Here is a 17,892-nt window from a genome sequence, read left to right on the forward strand (position 1 = left end):
GCCCTTGTCCACCCCCGCCCAGAAAGCCTTGACCATGTCCCCCAACACCCTGCGCAGCGCCCAGCCCACCAGCCTGATTGGCGCGCCCACCGACATCGGCGCGGGCGCGCGCGGCGCGTCGATGGGGCCCGAGGCCCTGCGCGTGGCGGGGCTGCAGGCGGCGCTGGAGCTGCACGGGCTGCAGGTGTTTGACCGGGGCAACCTGAGCGGCCCCTCCAACCCCTGGCTGCCCCCGGTGGACGGATACCGCCACCTGCCCGAAGTGGCGCAGTGGAACCGGCTGGTGTACGACGCCGTGTATGCCGAGCTGCAGCTGGGCCACCTGCCCATCCTGCTGGGTGGCGACCACAGCCTGGGCCTGGGCAGCATCAGCGCCGTGGCCCGCCACTGCGCTGAAAGCGGCAAGAAGCTGCGCGTGCTGTGGCTGGATGCACATGCCGACTTCAACACCAGCGTGCTGACCCCCAGCGGCAATGTGCATGGCATGCCGGTGGCGTGCCTGTGCGGCTTTGGTCCGGCAGAACTGACGCGGCTGGCAGGCATGCCCGGTGGCGGCCCGGCGCTGCACCCTTCGCAGATCCGGCAGATTGGCATCCGCAGCGTGGACGCGGGCGAAAAGCGCTTTGTGCACGAACAAGGCCTGGAGGTGTTTGACATGCGCGCCATCGACGAGGTGGGCATGCGCCAGGTCATGGAGCGGGCGCTGGCAGGCATGGACGCCCACACCCACCTGCATGTGAGCTTTGATGTGGACTTTCTGGACCCGGACATTGCGCCCGGCGTGGGCACCACCGTGCCCGGCGGCCCCACCTACCGCGAGGCGCAGTTGTGCATGGAGATGATTGCCGACAGCGGCCGCCTGGCCTCGCTCGACATCGTGGAGCTGAACCCGGCGCTCGATGTACGCAACAAGACGGCGGTGCTGGCGGTGGACCTGGTGGAGTCGCTGTTTGGCAAGAGCACGCTGATGCGCACGCGGCCTGTGTAACGCGCGGCGCAGCGAGCGCAGGCCTATTTGCTATTTATTTAATAGCAAAAAAGGCATGATGGTCGCGCGGTGGGGGCCATTTTTGCTTCAAAAACCCGCCCCCCTACCCGTTCAAGGCTCGGCCACCGCCTGAACGGGTGGGCGCAGCGGCCCAGCGCTACAGCAGCGCCTGCACCTGCTGCGCCGTCGGCAGCGGTGCCACGGCGCCAAAACCCTGCACGGCCAGCGATGCCGCCGTGTTGGCATAGGCCACCGCAGCGGCCAAGTCGTCGCCCAGCGCCAAGCGCGCGAGCAGGTTGCCGTCAAAGCAGTCGCCCGCCCCGGTGGCATCCACTAGCGCAACACTGCGGCCCGGCACGCGCTGGCGCGGCACGGCGGGGTCGGCGCTGCTCAGCAGCACCCCATCGGCCCCGAGCTTGACGACCACCGTGGCGGCGCCCTGCGCGTGGCCCCAATCGGCAATCGCATCGGCATCGTGCAGGCCCAGCAGCGCGGCCATGTCATCGAGCCCCGGCAGGAAGATGTCGCACAGCGACACCGCATGCGCGATGCAAGCCCGCGCCCTTGCCAGCGGCCAGAGCTTGAGACGCAGGTTGGGGTCGAACGCCACGCGTGCACCGGCGGCCCGGGCCACGCGCATGGCCTCATAGGCCGCGTCGCACGCCGAGGCGGACACCGCCAGCGAGATGCCCGACACATGCAGGATGCGGCACTGCTGCAGCACGGCGGCCGGCCCATTCGCAGATGCATCCAACAACCACGCGGGCGCCATGCGGCTCGCGGCCGAGCCCGCACGCAGGTAGCTGAACTCGTGGCCCGCCGCGCCGTGCGTCACAAAGTAAATGCCGGTGGGGTGCTGCACATCGCGCTCCACCGCCTTGGTGTCCACGCCCTCGCGCGCCCACAGCTCCAGCAGGGCCTGGCCAAAGGCATCGCTGCCCAGGCGCGTGAGGTAGGCCGTGCGTGCACCCGCGCGGGCTGCGGCAATCACGGCGTTGCTGGTGTCGCCCCCAAAGCCCTGCAGGTACTGCGGCTCGCCAGGGCGGGTCTGGTTGAACTCCACCAGCGCCTCGCCCAGCGCCACCACGTCCCACACGGGTTGTTTGGCCGCAGTCATGGCTCAGCCGCGCGGCTTGTAGGCCGTGACGTCGATCTCGACCTTGGCGTCGATCATCAGGCGCGACTCGACCGTGGAGCGTGCGGGGCGGTGCTCGCCAAAACACTCCATGTACACGCGGTTGAAGCTGCCAAAGTCCCGCGCATCGGCCAGCCAGACGCTGACCTTGGCCACATCGGCCAGCGTGCAGTCGGCCAGGGCCAGGGCGTCCTTGACGCGCTGGAACACCTGGCGCGTCTGCGCCTCGATACCGCCCACGATGACCTGGCCCTGGTCGTCGGTAGGCACCTGGCCCGAGACAAAAACGAAATCGCCTGCGCGGGTGGCGGGCGAGAGGGGGCGTGCGAGGCGATCGGACGCGAGCGGCGCTTGGCCGAGGGTTTCTACTGGCATGGAAAACGCTCCTTTGAGTAAAGATATTACACAATTCATTCCAGGAAAGCCTGCTTCACTCGCAATTCTGGCATCGAATGTGCTTATTTGTGTAATCCTATTACTTCGAGGTGTGCAATGCAAACGTCTGGAACCACTCTGGTGCAGCATCCGCTGCCAACGCCTGAACTGCGGGGCCGCCGCAACCTGCTGGGTGCTGCGGCGCTGACCGCCGCCCTCACCCTGGCCTGCAGCGCCAGCTGGGCCCAAACAGCCGCCGCCACCCCATCCAAGGGCGGCGCCGCCAACCTCGCCATGGTGGGCGAGCCCCAGGGCCTGGACCCCATGGTGAGTACCGCCGACCTGGTGGGCACCATCATGCAGCACGTGTACGAGCCGCTGTACACCTTCGACGCCAACTGGGCCATCGCCCCCATGCTGGCCGAGAGCCTGCCCACCGTCTCCAAGGACGGGCTGACCTACACCATCCCCCTGCGCAAGGGCGTGAAGTTCCACAACGGCCGCGAGATGACGGCCGACGATGTGGTGGCATCGCTGCAGCGCTGGATGGAGCTCAACCCCCGTGGCAAGGCCGTGGGCAAGGAAGTGGCCTCGCTCACTACCAAGGGCGCACTCGCCGTGGAGCTGAAGCTGAAAACCCCTTACGCACCGCTGCTGGCCCAGCTGGCCCTGCCCAGCGGCATGGCGGCCATCATGGCCAAGGAGAGCATCGCGCCCCAGCTCAAGGACTTCATCGGCACCGGGCCCTACCAGTTCAAGGAACGCCGCCCCGACCAGTTCACCGTGCTGGTGCGTTTTGACGGCTACGCGAGCCGCAAGGAAGCCCCCAGCGGCTATGCAGGCAAGCGCGAGGCGCTGCTCGACGAGCTGCGCTTTGTGCCCGTGCCCAGCGCCAACACGCGCGTTGAAGGTGCGCTCTCGGGCCAGTTCCAGTACGCCGACTTGCTACCCGTGGAGGCCATTGGCCGCATCGAAAAAGGTGCCCCAGCCGTGGTGCCCATCGTGACCAAGAACTTTGGCTTTCCGTACATCGTGTTCAACACCAAGGAAGGCGTGCTGGCCTCGCAGCCGCTGCGCCGCGCGGTGCAAACCGCCGTGGGCACGGGCGAGCTGCTGGCCGCAGGCTTTGGCGACAACCGCTTCTTTGTGGTGGAACCCAACTTCTTCCCCAAGGGCACGCCCTACTACTCGGACGCAGGCAGCAAGCTCTATAACGAGCGCAACCCGCAAGCCGCCAAAGAGCAGGCCGCCAAGGCCAGCTACAACGGACAACCCGTGCGCATCATGGCCAGCCGCCAGTACGAGTTCCACTACAACATGGCGCTGGTGATGTCCGAGCAGCTCAAGAAGGCCGGCTTCAAGACCGAGCTGCAGGTGGTGGACTGGGCCACGCTGGTGCAGCGCCGCAACGACCCCAAGCTGTGGGACGTGTACTTCACGCACTCGGGCCTGTTCCCCGAGCCCATGCTCTCGCCCCCGCAGCTGGGTGACGGCGCGCCCGGCTGGTGGGACTCTGCCGACAAGAAGGCCGCGCTTGCGGCTTTCAACCAAGAGACCAACCCCGCCAAGCGCGGCGCGCTGTGGGGCAAGGTGCAGCAGGTGGTGTACGACGAAGTGCCCTTCATCGAAGTGGGCAAGTTCAACGGCCTGTCGGCCCGCTCGGCCAAGCTCGCGGGATACACGCCCGCCATCTGGCCTTTCTTCTGGAACACAGGTTTGAAGAACTGACTCCCCCGATGCGCCTGCGACGCCTCCCCTCCAGTGGGCGCCACCCGTGGCCCGGCAAAGCCGGTTCCACGGTGGCACTGGCCCGGGGCCGGGCAGCGCTATTGAGCCGACATCTGTGAACTTCAACCAACCTTTCGGGCTGAGCGTGTCGAGGCCTTGCGCAGCGCTTCGACACGCTCAGCGTGAACGGTTCAAGTGGGTGGATGCCGAATCAGTGAGCCCGAGGGATTTTTCAAAGAGACAAGCATGCGATTTTTACTAAAGCGCCTGGGCGGCGCCGTGGTGGTGCTGGCCCTGGTGGCAGTGCTGGTGTTCTGCCTCACGCGGCTGGCCTCGGGTGATCCGGTGGCGCTGCTGCTGGGCGACCAGGCCACCGCTGCCGACATTGCCCAGGCCCGCGCGCAGTACGGGCTGGACAAGCCGTTGCCTGTGCAGTTTGCGCTGTGGGTGGGCGAGCTGCTGCAGGGCAATCTGGGGCACTCGCTGTTTCTGCAGCGCCCCGTGGCCCAGGCGCTGCTGGAGCGGGCCGAGCCCACGCTGTTCCTTGCGCTGTTTGCCGTGGGCATTGCCGCGCTGGTGGGCGTGCCCTGCGGCATGGCCGCCGCCGTCTGGCGCGGCAGCGCCACCGACCAGGCCGTGAGCGGCGTGGCCATGCTGGGTGCGAGCGTGCCCAGCTTCTGGCTGGGGCTGATCCTGATCCAGCTGTTCGCCGTCAAGCTGGGGTGGTTTCCGGCCTCGGGCTACGGCGACCCCACGGCCACGCTGGGCGAGCGGCTGTCACACCTCATGCTGCCCGCGCTGGTGCTGGGGCTGCTCAATTCGGCGCTCATCATCCGCTTCACGCGCGCCTCCATGCTGGACATCCTGGGCGAGGACTATGTGCGCACGGCCCGCGCCAAGGGCCTGCCCGAGGGCACCATCATGGTCAAGCACGTGCTGCGCAATGCGCTGGTGCCCATCGTCACCGTGCTGGGGTTGACCATGGCGCTGATGATTGGCGGCACCGTGGTGACCGAGACCGTCTTCAACCTGCCCGGCGTGGGCAACCTGGTGGTGCGGGCCGTTCTGCGGCGCGACTACCCCGTGATCCAGGGCACGCTCTTGGTGATTGCCGCGATCTACGTCTTCATCAACCTGGCCATCGACTTTCTGTACACGCTGGTGGACCCCCGTATCCGCCTGGAAGCCCCATGAACCCGAGCCCTTCCTTCTGGCACCGCCTGCGGGCCGTGCTGCGCCGCCTGTTCGCCCGCAAGGTGGTGCTGGCCGCAGCCATCGTGATTGCCCTGGTGGCCAGCATCGCTGTCGTCTTCCCGTGGGTGTCCGATGCGGACCCCAATGCACTGTCCATCAGCGAGCGCCTGCGCGCGCCCTCGGCCACGCACTGGGCAGGCACGGACGAGCTGGGCCGCGATGTGCTGCTGCGCATCGTGCACGGCGCACGCTACTCGCTGCTGATCGGCATGGTCACCGCCGCTGGCGCCGTGCTGCTGGGCACACTGCTGGGCATGTTTGCGGGGTTCTTTCGCAAGCTCGACGCGCCGCTGATGCGCGTGGTGGACGCGATGATGTCCTTCCCCGACATCCTGCTGGGCATTGCGCTGGTGTCCATCCTGGGCGTATCGCTGTGGAACGTGATGCTGGCGCTGGTCATCGTCTACACCCCGCGCGTGGCGCGTGTGGTGCGCGCCACCACGCTGGTGCTGCGCGAGCTGCTGTTTGTGGACGCGGCCCGCGCCCTGGGCGTGCGTACGCACCTCATCCTGTGGCGCCACATCCTGCCCAACCTGATGTCGCCCATCCTGGTGCAGGTGACGTTCATCTTTGCCTACGCCATCCTGGCCGAGGCGGGCCTGTCCTTTCTGGGCGTGGGCGTGCCGCCCGACATTCCCACCTGGGGCACCATGATTGCGGGCAGCCTGGACTATGCCGACAAGGCCTTCTGGACCATTTTTGCCCCCGGCGTGGCTATTGTGCTCACGGCCCTGTCGCTGCAGATGCTGGGCGACGGCGTGCGCGACCTGCTCGACCCCAAACTGAAAAAGACCGTATGACAACCCCCACGATGAGCGCCGCGCCCAGGCTCGAAGTCAGCGGCCTGTCCACCTCGTTTGCCACGGATGCGGGCCGCATCCAGAGCGTGGCCGATGTGTCCTTTGCCATCCACCCCGGCGAGACGCTGGCGCTGGTGGGTGAATCGGGCTCGGGCAAGTCCGTCACCAGCCTCACCCTCATGGGCCTGCACGCACGCACCTCGCAGGCGCAAGTCACGGGCCAGGCCTGGTTTGTGCAGCGCGACGGCCGCAAGGTCGATCTGCTAGCCCTGCCCGAGCCCGACAAGCGCAGATTGCGCGGCAACGAGCTGGCGATGATCTTCCAGGAGCCCATGACCAGCCTGAACCCGGTGCTCACGGTGGGCGAGCAGATTGCCGAGTCGGCCCGCCTGCACCTGAAGATGGACCGCAGCGCCGCGCTGGCCCATGCCCGCCGCATGCTGGAGCTGGTGGAGATCCCGGCCGCCGCGCAGCGTGTGCACGAGTACCCGCACCAGCTCTCGGGCGGCATGCGCCAGCGCGTGATGATTGCGCTGGCCATGGCCTGCAACCCCACGCTGCTGATCGCCGACGAGCCCACCACGGCGCTGGACGTGACCATCCAGGCGCAGATCCTGGCGCTGATGGGGCGACTGCAGAAAGAGACCGGCATGAGCATGCTGTTCGTCACGCACAACCTGGGCGTGGTGGCGCAATACGCCGACGCCGTGGCCGTGATGTACGCCGGGCGCATTGTCGAGTCGGCCCGTGTGCACGACCTGTTTGCACGGCCCGAGCACCCCTACACACGCGGCCTGCTGGCCTGCCTGCCCGGTGTGGCGCGACGGCAAGCGCAGGCAACTGACCATGCAATAGCTGCCGGGCGGCGCAAGCTGGTGGCGATTGCGGGCCAGGTGTCGAGCCCCCTCGCGCCCCCGCCCGGCTGTGCCTTTGCGCCGCGTTGCACGCGCCAGCAACCCGACTGCACCCACGCCATGCCTGCGCTGGAAGCCGCTGGCCCACGCCGCATGGTGCGCTGCCTGCACCGCGAGGTGCACACCGAACCCGCCGAGGTGAGCGCATGAACGCCGTCCTGAACACGCCCCCCACCATGGCACCGACCCACACCACCGCACCGCTTTTGGAAATTGCCCGCCTGCGCAAGCATTTCGGCAGCGGCCCGCACCCCGTGCGCGCGGTGGACGACGTGAGCTTCACCATCCGCCGGGGCGAGACCCTGGGCCTGGTGGGCGAGTCGGGCTCGGGCAAGAGCACCATTGGCCGCCTGCTCACGCGCCTGGTGGACCCGACCAGTGGACATATGCACTACCACGGCGGTCCCGCCCCCCAGGACTTGGCGCAGCTCTCGCAGTCGCAATACCGGCCGCTGCGCTCGCAGATCCAGATCATTTTTCAGGACCCGTACGCCAGCCTGAACCCACGCATGCGCATCCGCGATGTGCTGGCCGAGGCGCTCGATACGCACGGCCTGGCCAAGGGTGCAGCGCGCCTGCCGCGCATCCACCAGCTGCTGGAGCAGGTGGGCCTCAGGCCCGAGCATGCCGAGCGGTTTCCGCACGAGTTCTCGGGCGGGCAGCGCCAGCGCATCGGCATTGCCCGCGCGCTGGCGGTGGAGCCCCAGTTCATCGTGGCGGACGAGCCACTGTCGGCGCTGGACGTGTCCATCCAGGCGCAGGTGGTGAACCTGCTGGGCGAGTTGAAAGAGCAGCTGGGCCTCACGCTGCTGTTCATCTCACACGACCTGGATGTGGTGGAGTACCTGTGCGACCGCGTGGTGGTGCTGTACCTGGGCCGGGTGATGGAGATCGCACCGACCGAAGCGCTGTACGCCCAGCCCCAGCACCCCTACACCCAGGCCCTGCTTGCCGCAGCACCCATCCCCGACCCCGCCCAGCGCCGCAGCATTGCGCTGCTGCAGGGCGACCTGCCCAGCCCGGCCAATCCGCCCTCGGGCTGCGTGTTCCGCACCCGCTGCCCGCAGGCCGAGGCGCGCTGCGCCAGCGCCGACATGCAGCTGCGCGAAGTGGCCCCCGGCCATCTGCACGCCTGCTGGAAAACCGCATCGACACCCCTCGCACCATGACCGAAGATTTCCTGATCGACCACCGCTGCAAGAGCTACCCCCTGCACGCCGCCCCCTGCCGCCCCGCCGACCTGGGCCTGCGCGGCTGGAACGTGCTGGCGGGCGATCTGCCCTTGCCCATCGCCGTCATCCGCGAAAGCGCGCTCAGCCACAACCTGGCCTGGATGCAGGCCTACGCCGAGCGCAAGGGCGTGGCCCTGGCACCGCACGGCAAGACCACGCTGTCGCCCGAGCTGTTTGCCGAGCAGCTGCAGGCGGGTGCCTGGGGCCTGACCTTTGCGACCGTGTACCAGCTCAGCGTGGGGGTGGAGGCCGGTGCACGCCGCGCCATCATTGCCAACCAGGTGCTGTGCGATGCCGACCTGGACGGCCTGCACGCGCTGCTGCAGCGCCACGCTGACCTGCGCGTGTGGTTCCTCGTCGACAGCCTGGCGCAGCTGCGCTGCATTGAAGACTGGGCCGAGCGGCGTGGCCACACCGCGCGGGGTGAACGGCGCCTGGACACCCTGCTGGAGATGGGCGTACCCGGCCAGCGCACCGGCTGCCGCACGCTGGAAGAAGCCCTGGCACTGGCCCAGGCCATGGCCCAATCGCCCGCCGTGCAGCTGGGCGGCGTGGAATGCTATGAAGGCGGCGTGGCCCGCTGCGACAGCGAACACGACGCGCGCGAGGTCACGGCGCTGGTGCGCCGCGTGACCGAAGTGGCCCGCGCCTGCGATGTACAGGGCCTGTTTGCCGACCCAGAGATTTTGCTGACGGCGGGCGGCTCGGCGGTGTTCGACCTCGTCATCCCGTTGCTGCGCACGCAGGGGTTGTCCAAGCCCGTGCTGGGCGTGCTGCGCTCGGGCTGCTACATCACGCATGACCATGGCAACTACCAGCGCTTTCTGAAGCATGTGGAGCAGCGCGAGGGGCTGGACGCCTCGCTGCGCCCGGCGCTCGAAGTCTGGACCATGGTGCAATCGGTGCCCGAGCCTGGGCTGGCCCTGCTCACCGGCGGGCGGCGCGATGTCTCGTACGATCTGGAGATGCCCGTGCCCGTGCGCTGGGCGCCGCGCCACGAGCGCCGCGCAATCAGCGCCCCCACCGGGTGGGCGGTGAGCGCGCTCAACGACCACCACGCCTACCTGCGCTACGACCCTGTGGCAGGCCCCGCCCCGGCCGTGGGCGACCTGGTGGCCCTGGGCATATCGCACCCCTGCACCACGTTCGACAAATGGCGGTGGCTGCCGGTCGTGGACGACGCAGGCACCATCACCCGCGCCATCAGCACCCGTTTTTGACCATGTCCAAAGCCACTCCAACCAGCCTGTTGCAACAACTGCGCGAGCGCCAGCCCGATCTGCCCGAGGCGCAGCGCAGCGTGGTGCGCGTAGTGCTCGAGGACCCGCGCGCCGCCGTGGTGGCCACTGTGGAACAACTGGCACAGCAGGCGGGTGTCTCCATGCCCACCATCGTGCGTACCTGCCGCAGTTTTGGCCACGACTCGGTGCGCGAATTCATGGTCGCCCTGGCGCAAGATTTGGCCGTTTCGGGCTCGCACCTGCACCGTAGCGTGCTGGCCGATGACACGGCGCAGGACGTGGCCAGCAAGATCGTGCACGCCGCCGTTTCGTCGCTGACCGAGCTGGGCCGCAACCTCGATGCCGAGGTGCTCGACCAGGTGGCAGAGCGGCTGGCGCAGGCGCGGCGCATCGACTGCTACTCGGTGGGTGCAGCCTCCACCTTCATGGCCAGCGAGCTGCAAAGCCGCCTGTTCCGCCTGGGCTGTACGGCCAACGCGATTTTTGATGCCCACCAGCAGCTCGTGTCGGCCAGCACGCTGGGGCCCGATGGCGTGGCCTTTGTCATCTCGCATGTGGGGCGTATGCCCTATGCGCTGGAGGCCGCGCGGTTTGCACGCTCGCAAGGCGCCACCGTGGTGGCGCTGACCCAGCCCGGCACGCCGCTGGCGGAGGTGGCCGACCTGGTGCTGGCCGTGTCAGTGCCCCAGGATGCCGTGATGCGCGTGGGCACCGAGGCCTATCTGGCCCATCTGGTGGTGATTGAAATCCTGACCGTGCGCCTGGCGCAAAAGCTGGGCCCCGTGGCCACACGCGGACTGCAGCAGTTCAAGCAGCTGCTGCACAAACACGGTTTTGACAGCGCCGAATACGTCGGTGCCTTCGACAGCCACGCGGGCCAGAGCCATGCCAGCACCGCCAGCCACCCCACAGACCCATCGCGCGGCCGGGCCGCTGAGGAATGACATGGCGCATGCAACGCTGCTGAGCAATGGCCGCATCGTGGACGGCACCCCCCGCCCTGGCTGGGTGGGCGACCTGCTGATCGAAGGCGATCACATTACCGCCCTCGCCCCGCACGGCCAGATCGACCCCGACGCCCTGGCCCGTGCCCGGGCCTGCGAAAACTTCACCGAAGTGGACTGCACTGGCCGTGTGATCGCCCCCGGCTTCATCGACGTGCACACGCACGACGACGCCGCCGTACTGGACGCGCCCACCATGCTGCCCAAGCTCTCGCAGGGGATCACCACCGTCATCGTGGGCAACTGCGGGATTTCGCTGGCACCGGTGGTCACCGACAACCCGCAGGCCCCGCTTTCGCTGCTGGGGCGGCTGCAGTTTCGCCATGCCAGCATGGCCGACTACGCCCATGCTGTGGACACCGCCCAGCCCGCAGTGAACGTGGCCGCGCTGATGGGCCACACAGCCCTGCGCATGCGCCACCTGGCCGACCTGCGCCAGACCGCCACCGCCGACGAGCGCGCCGCCATGGCCGCCGACATGGAGGAAGCCATGGCTGCCGGAGCCCTGGGCCTGTCGTCGGGCATCTTCTACAGCGAGGCCTATGCGGCCGATGTCGAGGAGTTGGTGGCCGTGGCCTGTGTGGCGGCACGCCACGGCGGCGTGTATGCCACACACATCCGCGACGAGCTGGCGGGCATCCTGCCTGCGCTGCAAGAGGCCGCGCTCACCGCGCGCCAGTCGGGCCTGCCGCTGGTGATCTCACACCACAAATGCGCCGGGCCCGCCAACTGGGGCCGCACGCGCGAGACCTTGCCGCTCATCGACCAACTGGCCCAGCAGCAAGAGATTGCGATGGACGTATACCCGTACACCGCAGGCTCCACCGTGCTGCGCGAGGACCTGGTGGACGGCATTATCGACATCCTCATCACCGGCAGCCAGCCCCACCCCGAAATGGCCGGGCGCTACCTGGCCGACATCGCGCGCGAATGGGGCGTGGTGCAGCAGGAGGCCGCCGTGCGCCTGAAGCCCGGCGGGGCCTGCTACTTCCAGATGCGCGAGGACGATGTGGAGCGCGTGATCACCCACCCCCTGTCCATGATCGGATCGGACGGGCTGCCGCACGACGAGCGGCCGCACCCGCGCCTGTGGGGCGCGTTTCCGCGCGTGCTGGCCTGCTACTGGCGCGACAAGGGCCTGCTGCAGCTCGAAGAAGCTGTGCACAAGATGACGGGCCTGTCAGCCCAGCGTTTTCGCCTCGGCGGGCGCGGCCTGCTGCAGGCAGGCCACATGGCCGATGTGGTGGTGTTTGACCCAGAGCGCGTGCGCGACCTGGCCACGTTTGAGCACCCCCAACAGTTCAGCGACGGCATTGAGCAGGTGTGGGTGAACGGTGTACTGAGCTACACCGCCACGCTGCGCGCCACCGGGGCCCGGGCTGGCCGCTTTGTACGGCGCCAGAGTTCACCGCCGGGGGGCGCGGAAGTAGCGAGTGCCGCAGCAGCCGTGCCGCCTGATTTGCTTCAAAAATAATAGCAAAAAAGACTTGACTATCGCGCGGAGACGGCGTTTTTGACTCCAATTATTTGGCAGAGCGGGTAAGTGACAGACGCCGCATGAGCTGCTGCACCAGGTCGGTCCGCATGTTGCGGTAGAGCAGCGCCTCTTCGGCCTCCTTGGCCAAGGCGATGGTTTCGCTGTAGCTGATGTCGCGCTGCTGCAGCAACTCGGTCTCGGGGATCAGCTCCGCGCCCGCCGGGGTGCGCAGGCGGAACTTGATGCGCAGGCGCAGCTGCAGCTCGCGCACCTGGCCCGAGGCATTGAGCCCCACCACCGCACGCTCCTGCTGCTCCTGCAGCAAATCCAGAATGGCGTCCGCCGTGGGCATGGCCGCAGGGTCGCGCAGCAGCTGCAGCTTGCCGCCCGAACCCTCCAGCGTGCGCTGCAGCTCCCGCGCCAGCGGCGAGCTGGCAGGGGCTGCGATGTAGAGCGAGCCAAACCCGAACTCCGGCACGCCGCGCAGCCGGAATCCGCAGGCCGACAACAGGGCCACCGGGGCCAGGCTGAGCAGGGTGCGTTTGTTCATGGGGTCAGACCACCACGTTCACCAGACGACCGGGCACCACGATCACGCGCTTGGGAGCGGCACCGGCAGCCTGGGCCACAAATGCCTCGCTGGCCAGGGCGATGCGCTCGATCTCGGCCTTGTCGGCCTGCGCAGGCACATGGATGGAGCCGCGCAGTTTGCCGTTGACCTGAAGCATGAGCTCGATCTCGTCCTGCACCAGCGCGCTGGGGTCCACCTGGGGCCAGGCGGCGTCCAGCAGGTCGCCCAGGGCGCCCGCATAGCCCAGTCCTTCCCACAGGCTGTGGGCGATGTGGGGCGTGGCGGGGTACAGGCAGCGCAGCAAGATGCCAAAGCCTTCGATCAGCGCCACCTGGGCACCGGCCGAATCGGTGGCCTTGAAGTCTTCGAGCGCGTTGATCATCTTCATCGCACCCGACACCACGGTGTTGTACTGCATGCGCTGGTAGTCGTAGTCCACCTGCTTGAGCACGTTGTGGATCTCCAGGCGCAGGGCCTTGGCCTCTTTGCCAAACTGCACGTCCTGCAGGCTGCTGGCACCGGCCACGCTGGCCATGGCGGCATCGCGGTCAATGGCCGCGAGCTTGACGCCGAAGTTCCACACGCGGCGCAGGAAGCGGTAGCTGCCTTCGACGGCCGCATCGTTCCACTCCAGCGTGGCTTCGGGCGGGGCGGTGAACATGGTGTACAGGCGGGCGGTGTCGGCGCCGTACTTTTCGATCAGGTCCTGCGGGTCCACGCCATTGTTCTTGGACTTGGACATGGTGCCCACGCCCTCGTAGTCGATGGGCGTGCCCACCGGCAGCATGCCATCGCCGCTGGTGGCTTCGTTCTTGAGCTTGGCGCCAATGATCTTGCCGTCATCGCCCAGCACATGCTCCACGTCGTGCGGCCAGAAGTAGTCCTTGCCGCCCTTGGCGGTGCGGCGGCTGTAGATGTGGTTGAGCACCATGCCTTGCGTGAGCAGCTTGGTGAAGGGCTCGTCCACCTTGACCAAGCCCAGGTCGCGCATGACCTTGGTCCAGAAGCGCGCGTACAGCAAGTGCAGGATGGCGTGCTCGATGCCGCCGATGTACTGGTCCATCGGCATCCAATAGTCGGCACCGCCCGCGACCATCGCTTCAGCGTTCTTCGGATCGCAATACCGCATGAAGTACCACGAGCTGTCCACGAAGGTGTCCATGGTGTCCGTCTCGCGGCGGGCCGCCTTACCGCACACGGGGCAGGTCACGCCCGCGTGGAAGCCTTCGTGCTTGTGCAGCGGGTTGCCCGAGCCGTCGGGAATGCAGTCTTGCGGCAGCACCACGGGCAGGTCTTTTTCGGGCACGGGCACGGCACCGTGTTCGTCACAGTGGATGATGGGAATCGGCGTGCCCCAGTAGCGCTGGCGGCTGACACCCCAGTCGCGCAGGCGCCAGGTGGTCTTCTTCTCGCCCAGGCCCTTTTGCTCCAGAGCGTGGGCCACGGCGTTCACGGCGTCCTTGTAGGAAAGGCCGCTGAAGCTGTCGGAGTTGATGGTGACGCCGCGCTGTTTGTCGCCGTACCAGTCGTTCCAATGGTGGTAGTCAAAGTGCTCGCCATCGACCAGCACCACTTGCTTGATCTCGATGCCGTACTTGAGCGCAAACGCGAAGTCGCGCTCGTCGTGCGCAGGCACGCCCATCACGGCGCCGTCGCCGTAGCCCATCAGCACATAGTTGCCGACCCAGACCTCGACCTTTTCGTCGGTGAGCGGGTGGGTGACGAACAGGCCCGTGGGCACGCCCTTCTTCTCTTGCGTGGCCAGCTCGGCCTCGGTGGTGCCACCGCTCTTGCATTCTTCGATGAAGGCTTGGAGCGCAGGGTTGGTTTTGGCGGCATGTGCGGCCAGCGGGTGCTCAGGGGCCACGGCGCAGAAGGTCACGCCCATGATGGTGTCGGCGCGCGTGGTGAACACGTACATCTTGCCGTCGCCGATCAGCGCGCCGTCTTCGCCTGCAATGTCGTGCGTGAAGGCAAAGCGCACGCCCTCAGACTTGCCAATCCAGTTCTCCTGCATCAGCTTCACGCGCTCGGGCCAGCCGGGCAGCTTGTCGCCCGTCACAAAGCCCAGCAGCTCTTCGGCATAGTCGGTGATCTTGAGGTAGTAGCCGGGGATCTCGCGCTTTTCCACCGTAGCCCCGGTGCGCCAGCCCTTGCCGTCAATCACCTGCTCGTTGGCTAACACGGTCTGGTCCACCGGGTCCCAGTTCACCACCTGCGTCTTGCGATAGGCAATGCCCTTTTCAAGCATCTTCAAAAAGAGCCACTGGTTCCACTTGTAGTACTCGGGGTCGCAGGTGGCCACCTCGCGGCTCCAGTCGATGGCCAGGCCCATGGCCTGCATCTGCTTTTTCATGTACGCGATGTTTTCGTACGTCCACTTGGCGGGGGGCACGCCATTCTTGAGCGCAGCGTTCTCGGCGGGCAGGCCGAAGGCGTCCCAGCCCATGGGCATCAAGACGTTGTGGCCGTTCATGCGCAGGTAGCGCGTGAGCATGTCGTTGATGGTGTAGTTGCGCACATGGCCCATGTGCAGCTTGCCGCTGGGGTACGGCAGCATCGAGCAGGCGTAGAACTTCTTCTTGCTGGTGTCTTCCGTCACGCGGTAGGCGTCGGTGGCGGTCCAGTGGTCGTGCGCGGCGCGCTCGACGTCTTGGGGAGAGTATTTGTCTTGCATGGGGGCTCTGGATGAGAGAAGAGTGCAGCCGCTGGCCGCGCTGCGGGGATTTTAGGCGGTCAGGGCCTGGCAGTTGCCGCCCATCTGCCGACATGCGTCAGCGCGGTAGGGCCGGCGTCGCAGGCGAGGCGGGTGAGGCTGCAGGTTCGGCCACAAAACCGATGCGCTGCAGCCCGGCCAGATGCGCCGCACCCATGACCTCAACCACACGCCCATAGGGCACTGCGGCATCGGCACGCAGTTGGATTTCGGTGTCGGGCTGCTCGGCGCCGATGCGGCGCAGGCGCTCGGCCAGGGCAGCCTGCGACAGGGGCTGGTCATCCAGAAAGGCCTGACCCGAGGCATCCACCACCAGCGTGACGAACTGCGAGGTCGTGCCGGGCTTGGCACCCTCGGTGCGGGGCAGGTCGAGCCGGATGGAGCTGGCCAGCAACGGCGCCGTGAGGATGAAGATGACCACCAGCACCAGCATCACATCCACCAGCGGCGTCATGTTGATGTCGCTCATCGGCTGCGGCCCCGTGGTGCGTTCGAGCCGTCCGAAACTCATGCCCCCACGCTCCCCGCTGCGCGTGGTTCGCTGCCCCCCATGGGGGCTGCCCCGCCTTGGGGCGGCCCGGCGGCGGGTCGGCTCACATTGCTCAGACCTTCTGTGGTGCCAGCCAAACTCTGGAGTGCCGTCGTGTCGATGACCAGTTCGCGCAAATCGCGCGCAAACCCTTCCAGATCGGCCTCAATGCGGCCGATCAGCCGCCCAAACACGTTGTAGGCCAGCACAGCAGGGATGGCCACAGCCAGCCCGGCAGCGGTCATGACCAGCGCCTCGCCCACGGGGCCTGAGACGCGGTCGATGGTGATCTGGCCCGCGCCCGCCATGGCCGTCAGCGCATGGTAGATGCCCCACACCGTGCCCAGCAGCCCCACGAACGGCGCGGTGGAGCCCACTGTGGCCAGCAGCACCTGGCCAAACTGCAGGCGCCCCAACACGCCATGCAAGGCGTCACGCAGCAAGCGGGTGAGTCGCTGGGACAGGCTGCCCGCCGTGGCCAGCGTAGCCGGGCCATCGGCTGCAGACTGAGTTGCTATTGAATTTGCAGCATCCACCAAAGGCAGGACAAGCGCAGAGCGGTCAAAAGACTGTAAACGCTGGGTTGCCACCTCCATGGACGGCGCCTGCCAGAACGCCGCCGTGCAGCGAGCCACATCGGCCGTGGCCTGGCGCATCAACCGCAGCTTCCAGACGATGACCACCCAACTGGCCACCGACATGGCCAGCAACACCAGGGCAGCGCCCTGCGTCACGGCATCGCCCTGGCGCCACCAGTGGAGAGCGTCCATCAATACCTCGTTATTTGGCGCATCGCCCGCAACTGGCGCGCCCGAAGCCAGTGCCACCGTGGAACTGGCTTCGCCAGGCCACGGGTGGCATCCCCCTGTAGGGGGAAGATGCGAAGCATCTCAGGGGGTTTCTCATTGCAGACCGAGCACGTCGAACATGTCGAACATGCCCGTCTTGTGCGCGGCCAGGAAACGCACGGCCCGCAGGCTGCCCTGGGCATAGGTGGCGCGGCTGGAGGACTTGTGCGTGATCTCGATGCGCTCGCCAATGCCGGCAAACAGCACGGTGTGATCGCCCACGATGTCGCCCCCACGGATAGCAGAAAAGCCGATGCTGGAAGGGTCGCGCTCGCCCGTCACGCCTTCACGGGCGTACACGGCGCAGTCTTTGAGATCGCGGCCCAGGGCTTCGGCAATCACCTCCCCCATCTTGAGCGCGGTGCCCGAAGGCGCATCCACCTTGTGGCGGTGGTGGGCTTCGATGATCTCGATGTCGTAGCCCGTGGCCATGGCCTTGGCCGCCATCTGCAGCAGCTTGAGGGTGACGTTCACGCCCACGCTCATATTGGGCGCCATGACGATGGCCGTACGCTGGGCGAAGGCGGCGATCTCAGACTTCTGCGCATCGCTGAAGCCTGTGGTGCCAATGACAGCTTTCACGCCCAGTTCGCTACACACGGCCAGGTGGGCCAGCGTGCCTTCGGGGCGGGTGAAGTCGATCAGCACATCGGCGTTCTTGAGACCTGCAGCAATGTCGGCCGTGATGGCAACGCCGCTCGCATGCCCCAGAAAAGCGGTGGCATCCGATCCCACAGCGGGGCTGGCTGCAATGTCCAGCGCACCGGCCAGCACGCAGTCGTCACTGGCACGGATGGCTTCGATCAGCATGCGACCCATGCGGCCCGACGCCCCTGCAACAGCCACGCGGCAAGGGGTGGTCACGGTGGCGGCGGGTGTTGATGTCCCTGTCATGAAAATCCTGTTGGGTTGGGTGGCAGCACAGGGACGCCCCTGCGCTGCGGGGGCCGCTGGCGTCAGCGCGCAGGCGCGTCAAGCGGCGGATAGCTGGTGGGCGCAGGCGCCACGGGCGCGGCGGAGGGCACTGGGGCCGGGCGGGCGGCTGCAGGGTATTTGGAGAGCTGCTCTGGCGTGGCTTCC

At 67.4% G+C, this 17,892-nt stretch carries 16 protein-coding genes; 9 read left to right on the plus strand and 7 right to left on the minus strand.

Features of this window, described 5'->3' with window-relative positions; translation table 11 throughout:
* The first annotated feature begins 34 nt into the window (after positions 1-34).
* Complete coding sequence (rocF, locus tag DBR12_RS05560; RefSeq protein ID WP_108616359.1) at positions 35-988, plus strand: arginase; 954 nt, start codon at positions 35-37, stop codon at positions 986-988.
* A 157-nt stretch (positions 989-1,145) separates the two neighbouring features.
* Here rocF and DBR12_RS05565 read toward each other — a convergent pair whose 3' ends face one another.
* Both DBR12_RS05565 and DBR12_RS05570 read right to left on the minus strand, forming a co-directional pair.
* On the minus strand, positions 1,146-2,105 hold the full coding sequence (locus tag DBR12_RS05565; RefSeq protein WP_108616346.1) for a sugar kinase: 960 nt from the start codon (positions 2,103-2,105) through the stop codon (positions 1,146-1,148).
* A 3-nt stretch (positions 2,106-2,108) separates the two neighbouring features.
* The gene (locus DBR12_RS05570; RefSeq protein ID WP_108616347.1) at positions 2,109-2,498 is read right to left on the minus strand and encodes a RidA family protein; all 390 of its coding nucleotides are present in this window, start codon (positions 2,496-2,498) and stop codon (positions 2,109-2,111) included.
* A 117-nt stretch (positions 2,499-2,615) separates the two neighbouring features.
* On the opposite strand from DBR12_RS05570, the gene DBR12_RS05575 reads away from it, so the two are divergent.
* From DBR12_RS05575 to DBR12_RS05610, 8 genes are all read left to right on the plus strand, one after another.
* Complete coding sequence (locus DBR12_RS05575) at positions 2,616-4,226, plus strand: ABC transporter substrate-binding protein (protein WP_108616348.1); 1,611 nt, start codon at positions 2,616-2,618, stop codon at positions 4,224-4,226.
* 246 nt (positions 4,227-4,472) lie between these two features.
* Positions 4,473-5,420, plus strand: coding sequence for an ABC transporter permease (locus tag DBR12_RS05580; RefSeq protein WP_108616349.1), 948 nt, complete (start codon positions 4,473-4,475; stop codon positions 5,418-5,420).
* Positions 5,417-6,280 (plus strand): ABC transporter permease, encoded by an 864-nt coding sequence (locus DBR12_RS05585; RefSeq protein ID WP_108616350.1) that lies wholly within the window; start codon positions 5,417-5,419, stop codon positions 6,278-6,280. The genes DBR12_RS05580 and DBR12_RS05585 overlap by 4 nt, the downstream gene beginning before the upstream one ends.
* Positions 6,277-7,344: an ABC transporter ATP-binding protein gene (locus DBR12_RS05590; RefSeq protein WP_108616351.1), complete on the plus strand. Its 1,068-nt coding sequence runs from the start codon at positions 6,277-6,279 to the stop codon at positions 7,342-7,344. The genes DBR12_RS05585 and DBR12_RS05590 overlap by 4 nt, the downstream gene beginning before the upstream one ends.
* A complete protein-coding gene (locus tag DBR12_RS05595; RefSeq protein WP_199226634.1) occupies positions 7,341-8,363 on the plus strand; it encodes an ABC transporter ATP-binding protein in 1,023 nt (340 codons plus the stop codon). Before DBR12_RS05590 ends, DBR12_RS05595 begins: the two co-directional genes overlap by 4 nt.
* A complete protein-coding gene (locus DBR12_RS05600) occupies positions 8,360-9,646 on the plus strand; it encodes an amino acid deaminase (protein WP_108616352.1) in 1,287 nt (428 codons plus the stop codon). Before DBR12_RS05595 ends, DBR12_RS05600 begins: the two co-directional genes overlap by 4 nt.
* A 2-nt stretch (positions 9,647-9,648) precedes the next feature.
* Positions 9,649-10,611, plus strand: a complete 963-nt coding sequence (locus DBR12_RS05605; RefSeq protein ID WP_108616353.1) for a MurR/RpiR family transcriptional regulator — start codon at positions 9,649-9,651, stop codon at positions 10,609-10,611.
* Between the two features lies 1 nt (position 10,612).
* Complete coding sequence (locus DBR12_RS05610; protein ID WP_108616354.1) at positions 10,613-12,145, plus strand: amidohydrolase family protein; 1,533 nt, start codon at positions 10,613-10,615, stop codon at positions 12,143-12,145.
* A 49-nt stretch (positions 12,146-12,194) separates the two neighbouring features.
* Here DBR12_RS05610 and lptE read toward each other — a convergent pair whose 3' ends face one another.
* The 5 genes from lptE to dapB form a co-directional block, all read right to left on the minus strand.
* Positions 12,195-12,698 carry an LPS assembly lipoprotein LptE gene (gene lptE, locus DBR12_RS05615; protein ID WP_108616355.1) on the minus strand — a complete coding sequence of 168 codons (504 nt, stop codon included), beginning with the start codon at positions 12,696-12,698 and terminating at the stop codon, positions 12,195-12,197.
* A 4-nt stretch (positions 12,699-12,702) separates the two neighbouring features.
* On the minus strand, positions 12,703-15,396 hold the full coding sequence (gene leuS, locus DBR12_RS05620; RefSeq protein WP_108616356.1) for a leucine--tRNA ligase: 2,694 nt from the start codon (positions 15,394-15,396) through the stop codon (positions 12,703-12,705).
* A 97-nt stretch (positions 15,397-15,493) separates the two neighbouring features.
* Complete coding sequence (locus DBR12_RS05625) at positions 15,494-15,946, minus strand: biopolymer transporter ExbD (RefSeq protein WP_108616357.1); 453 nt, start codon at positions 15,944-15,946, stop codon at positions 15,494-15,496.
* Positions 15,943-16,734, minus strand: a complete 792-nt coding sequence (locus DBR12_RS05630; RefSeq protein WP_369861363.1) for a MotA/TolQ/ExbB proton channel family protein — start codon at positions 16,732-16,734, stop codon at positions 15,943-15,945. Before DBR12_RS05630 ends, DBR12_RS05625 begins: the two co-directional genes overlap by 4 nt.
* A gap of 132 nt (positions 16,735-16,866) precedes the next feature.
* Complete coding sequence (gene dapB, locus DBR12_RS05635; protein ID WP_199226635.1) at positions 16,867-17,706, minus strand: 4-hydroxy-tetrahydrodipicolinate reductase; 840 nt, start codon at positions 17,704-17,706, stop codon at positions 16,867-16,869.
* Positions 17,707-17,892 lie beyond the last annotated feature (186 nt).

It is taken from the genome of Acidovorax sp. HMWF029 (assembly GCF_003060895.1).
Taxonomy (GTDB): Bacteria; Pseudomonadota; Gammaproteobacteria; order Burkholderiales; family Burkholderiaceae_C; genus Acidovorax.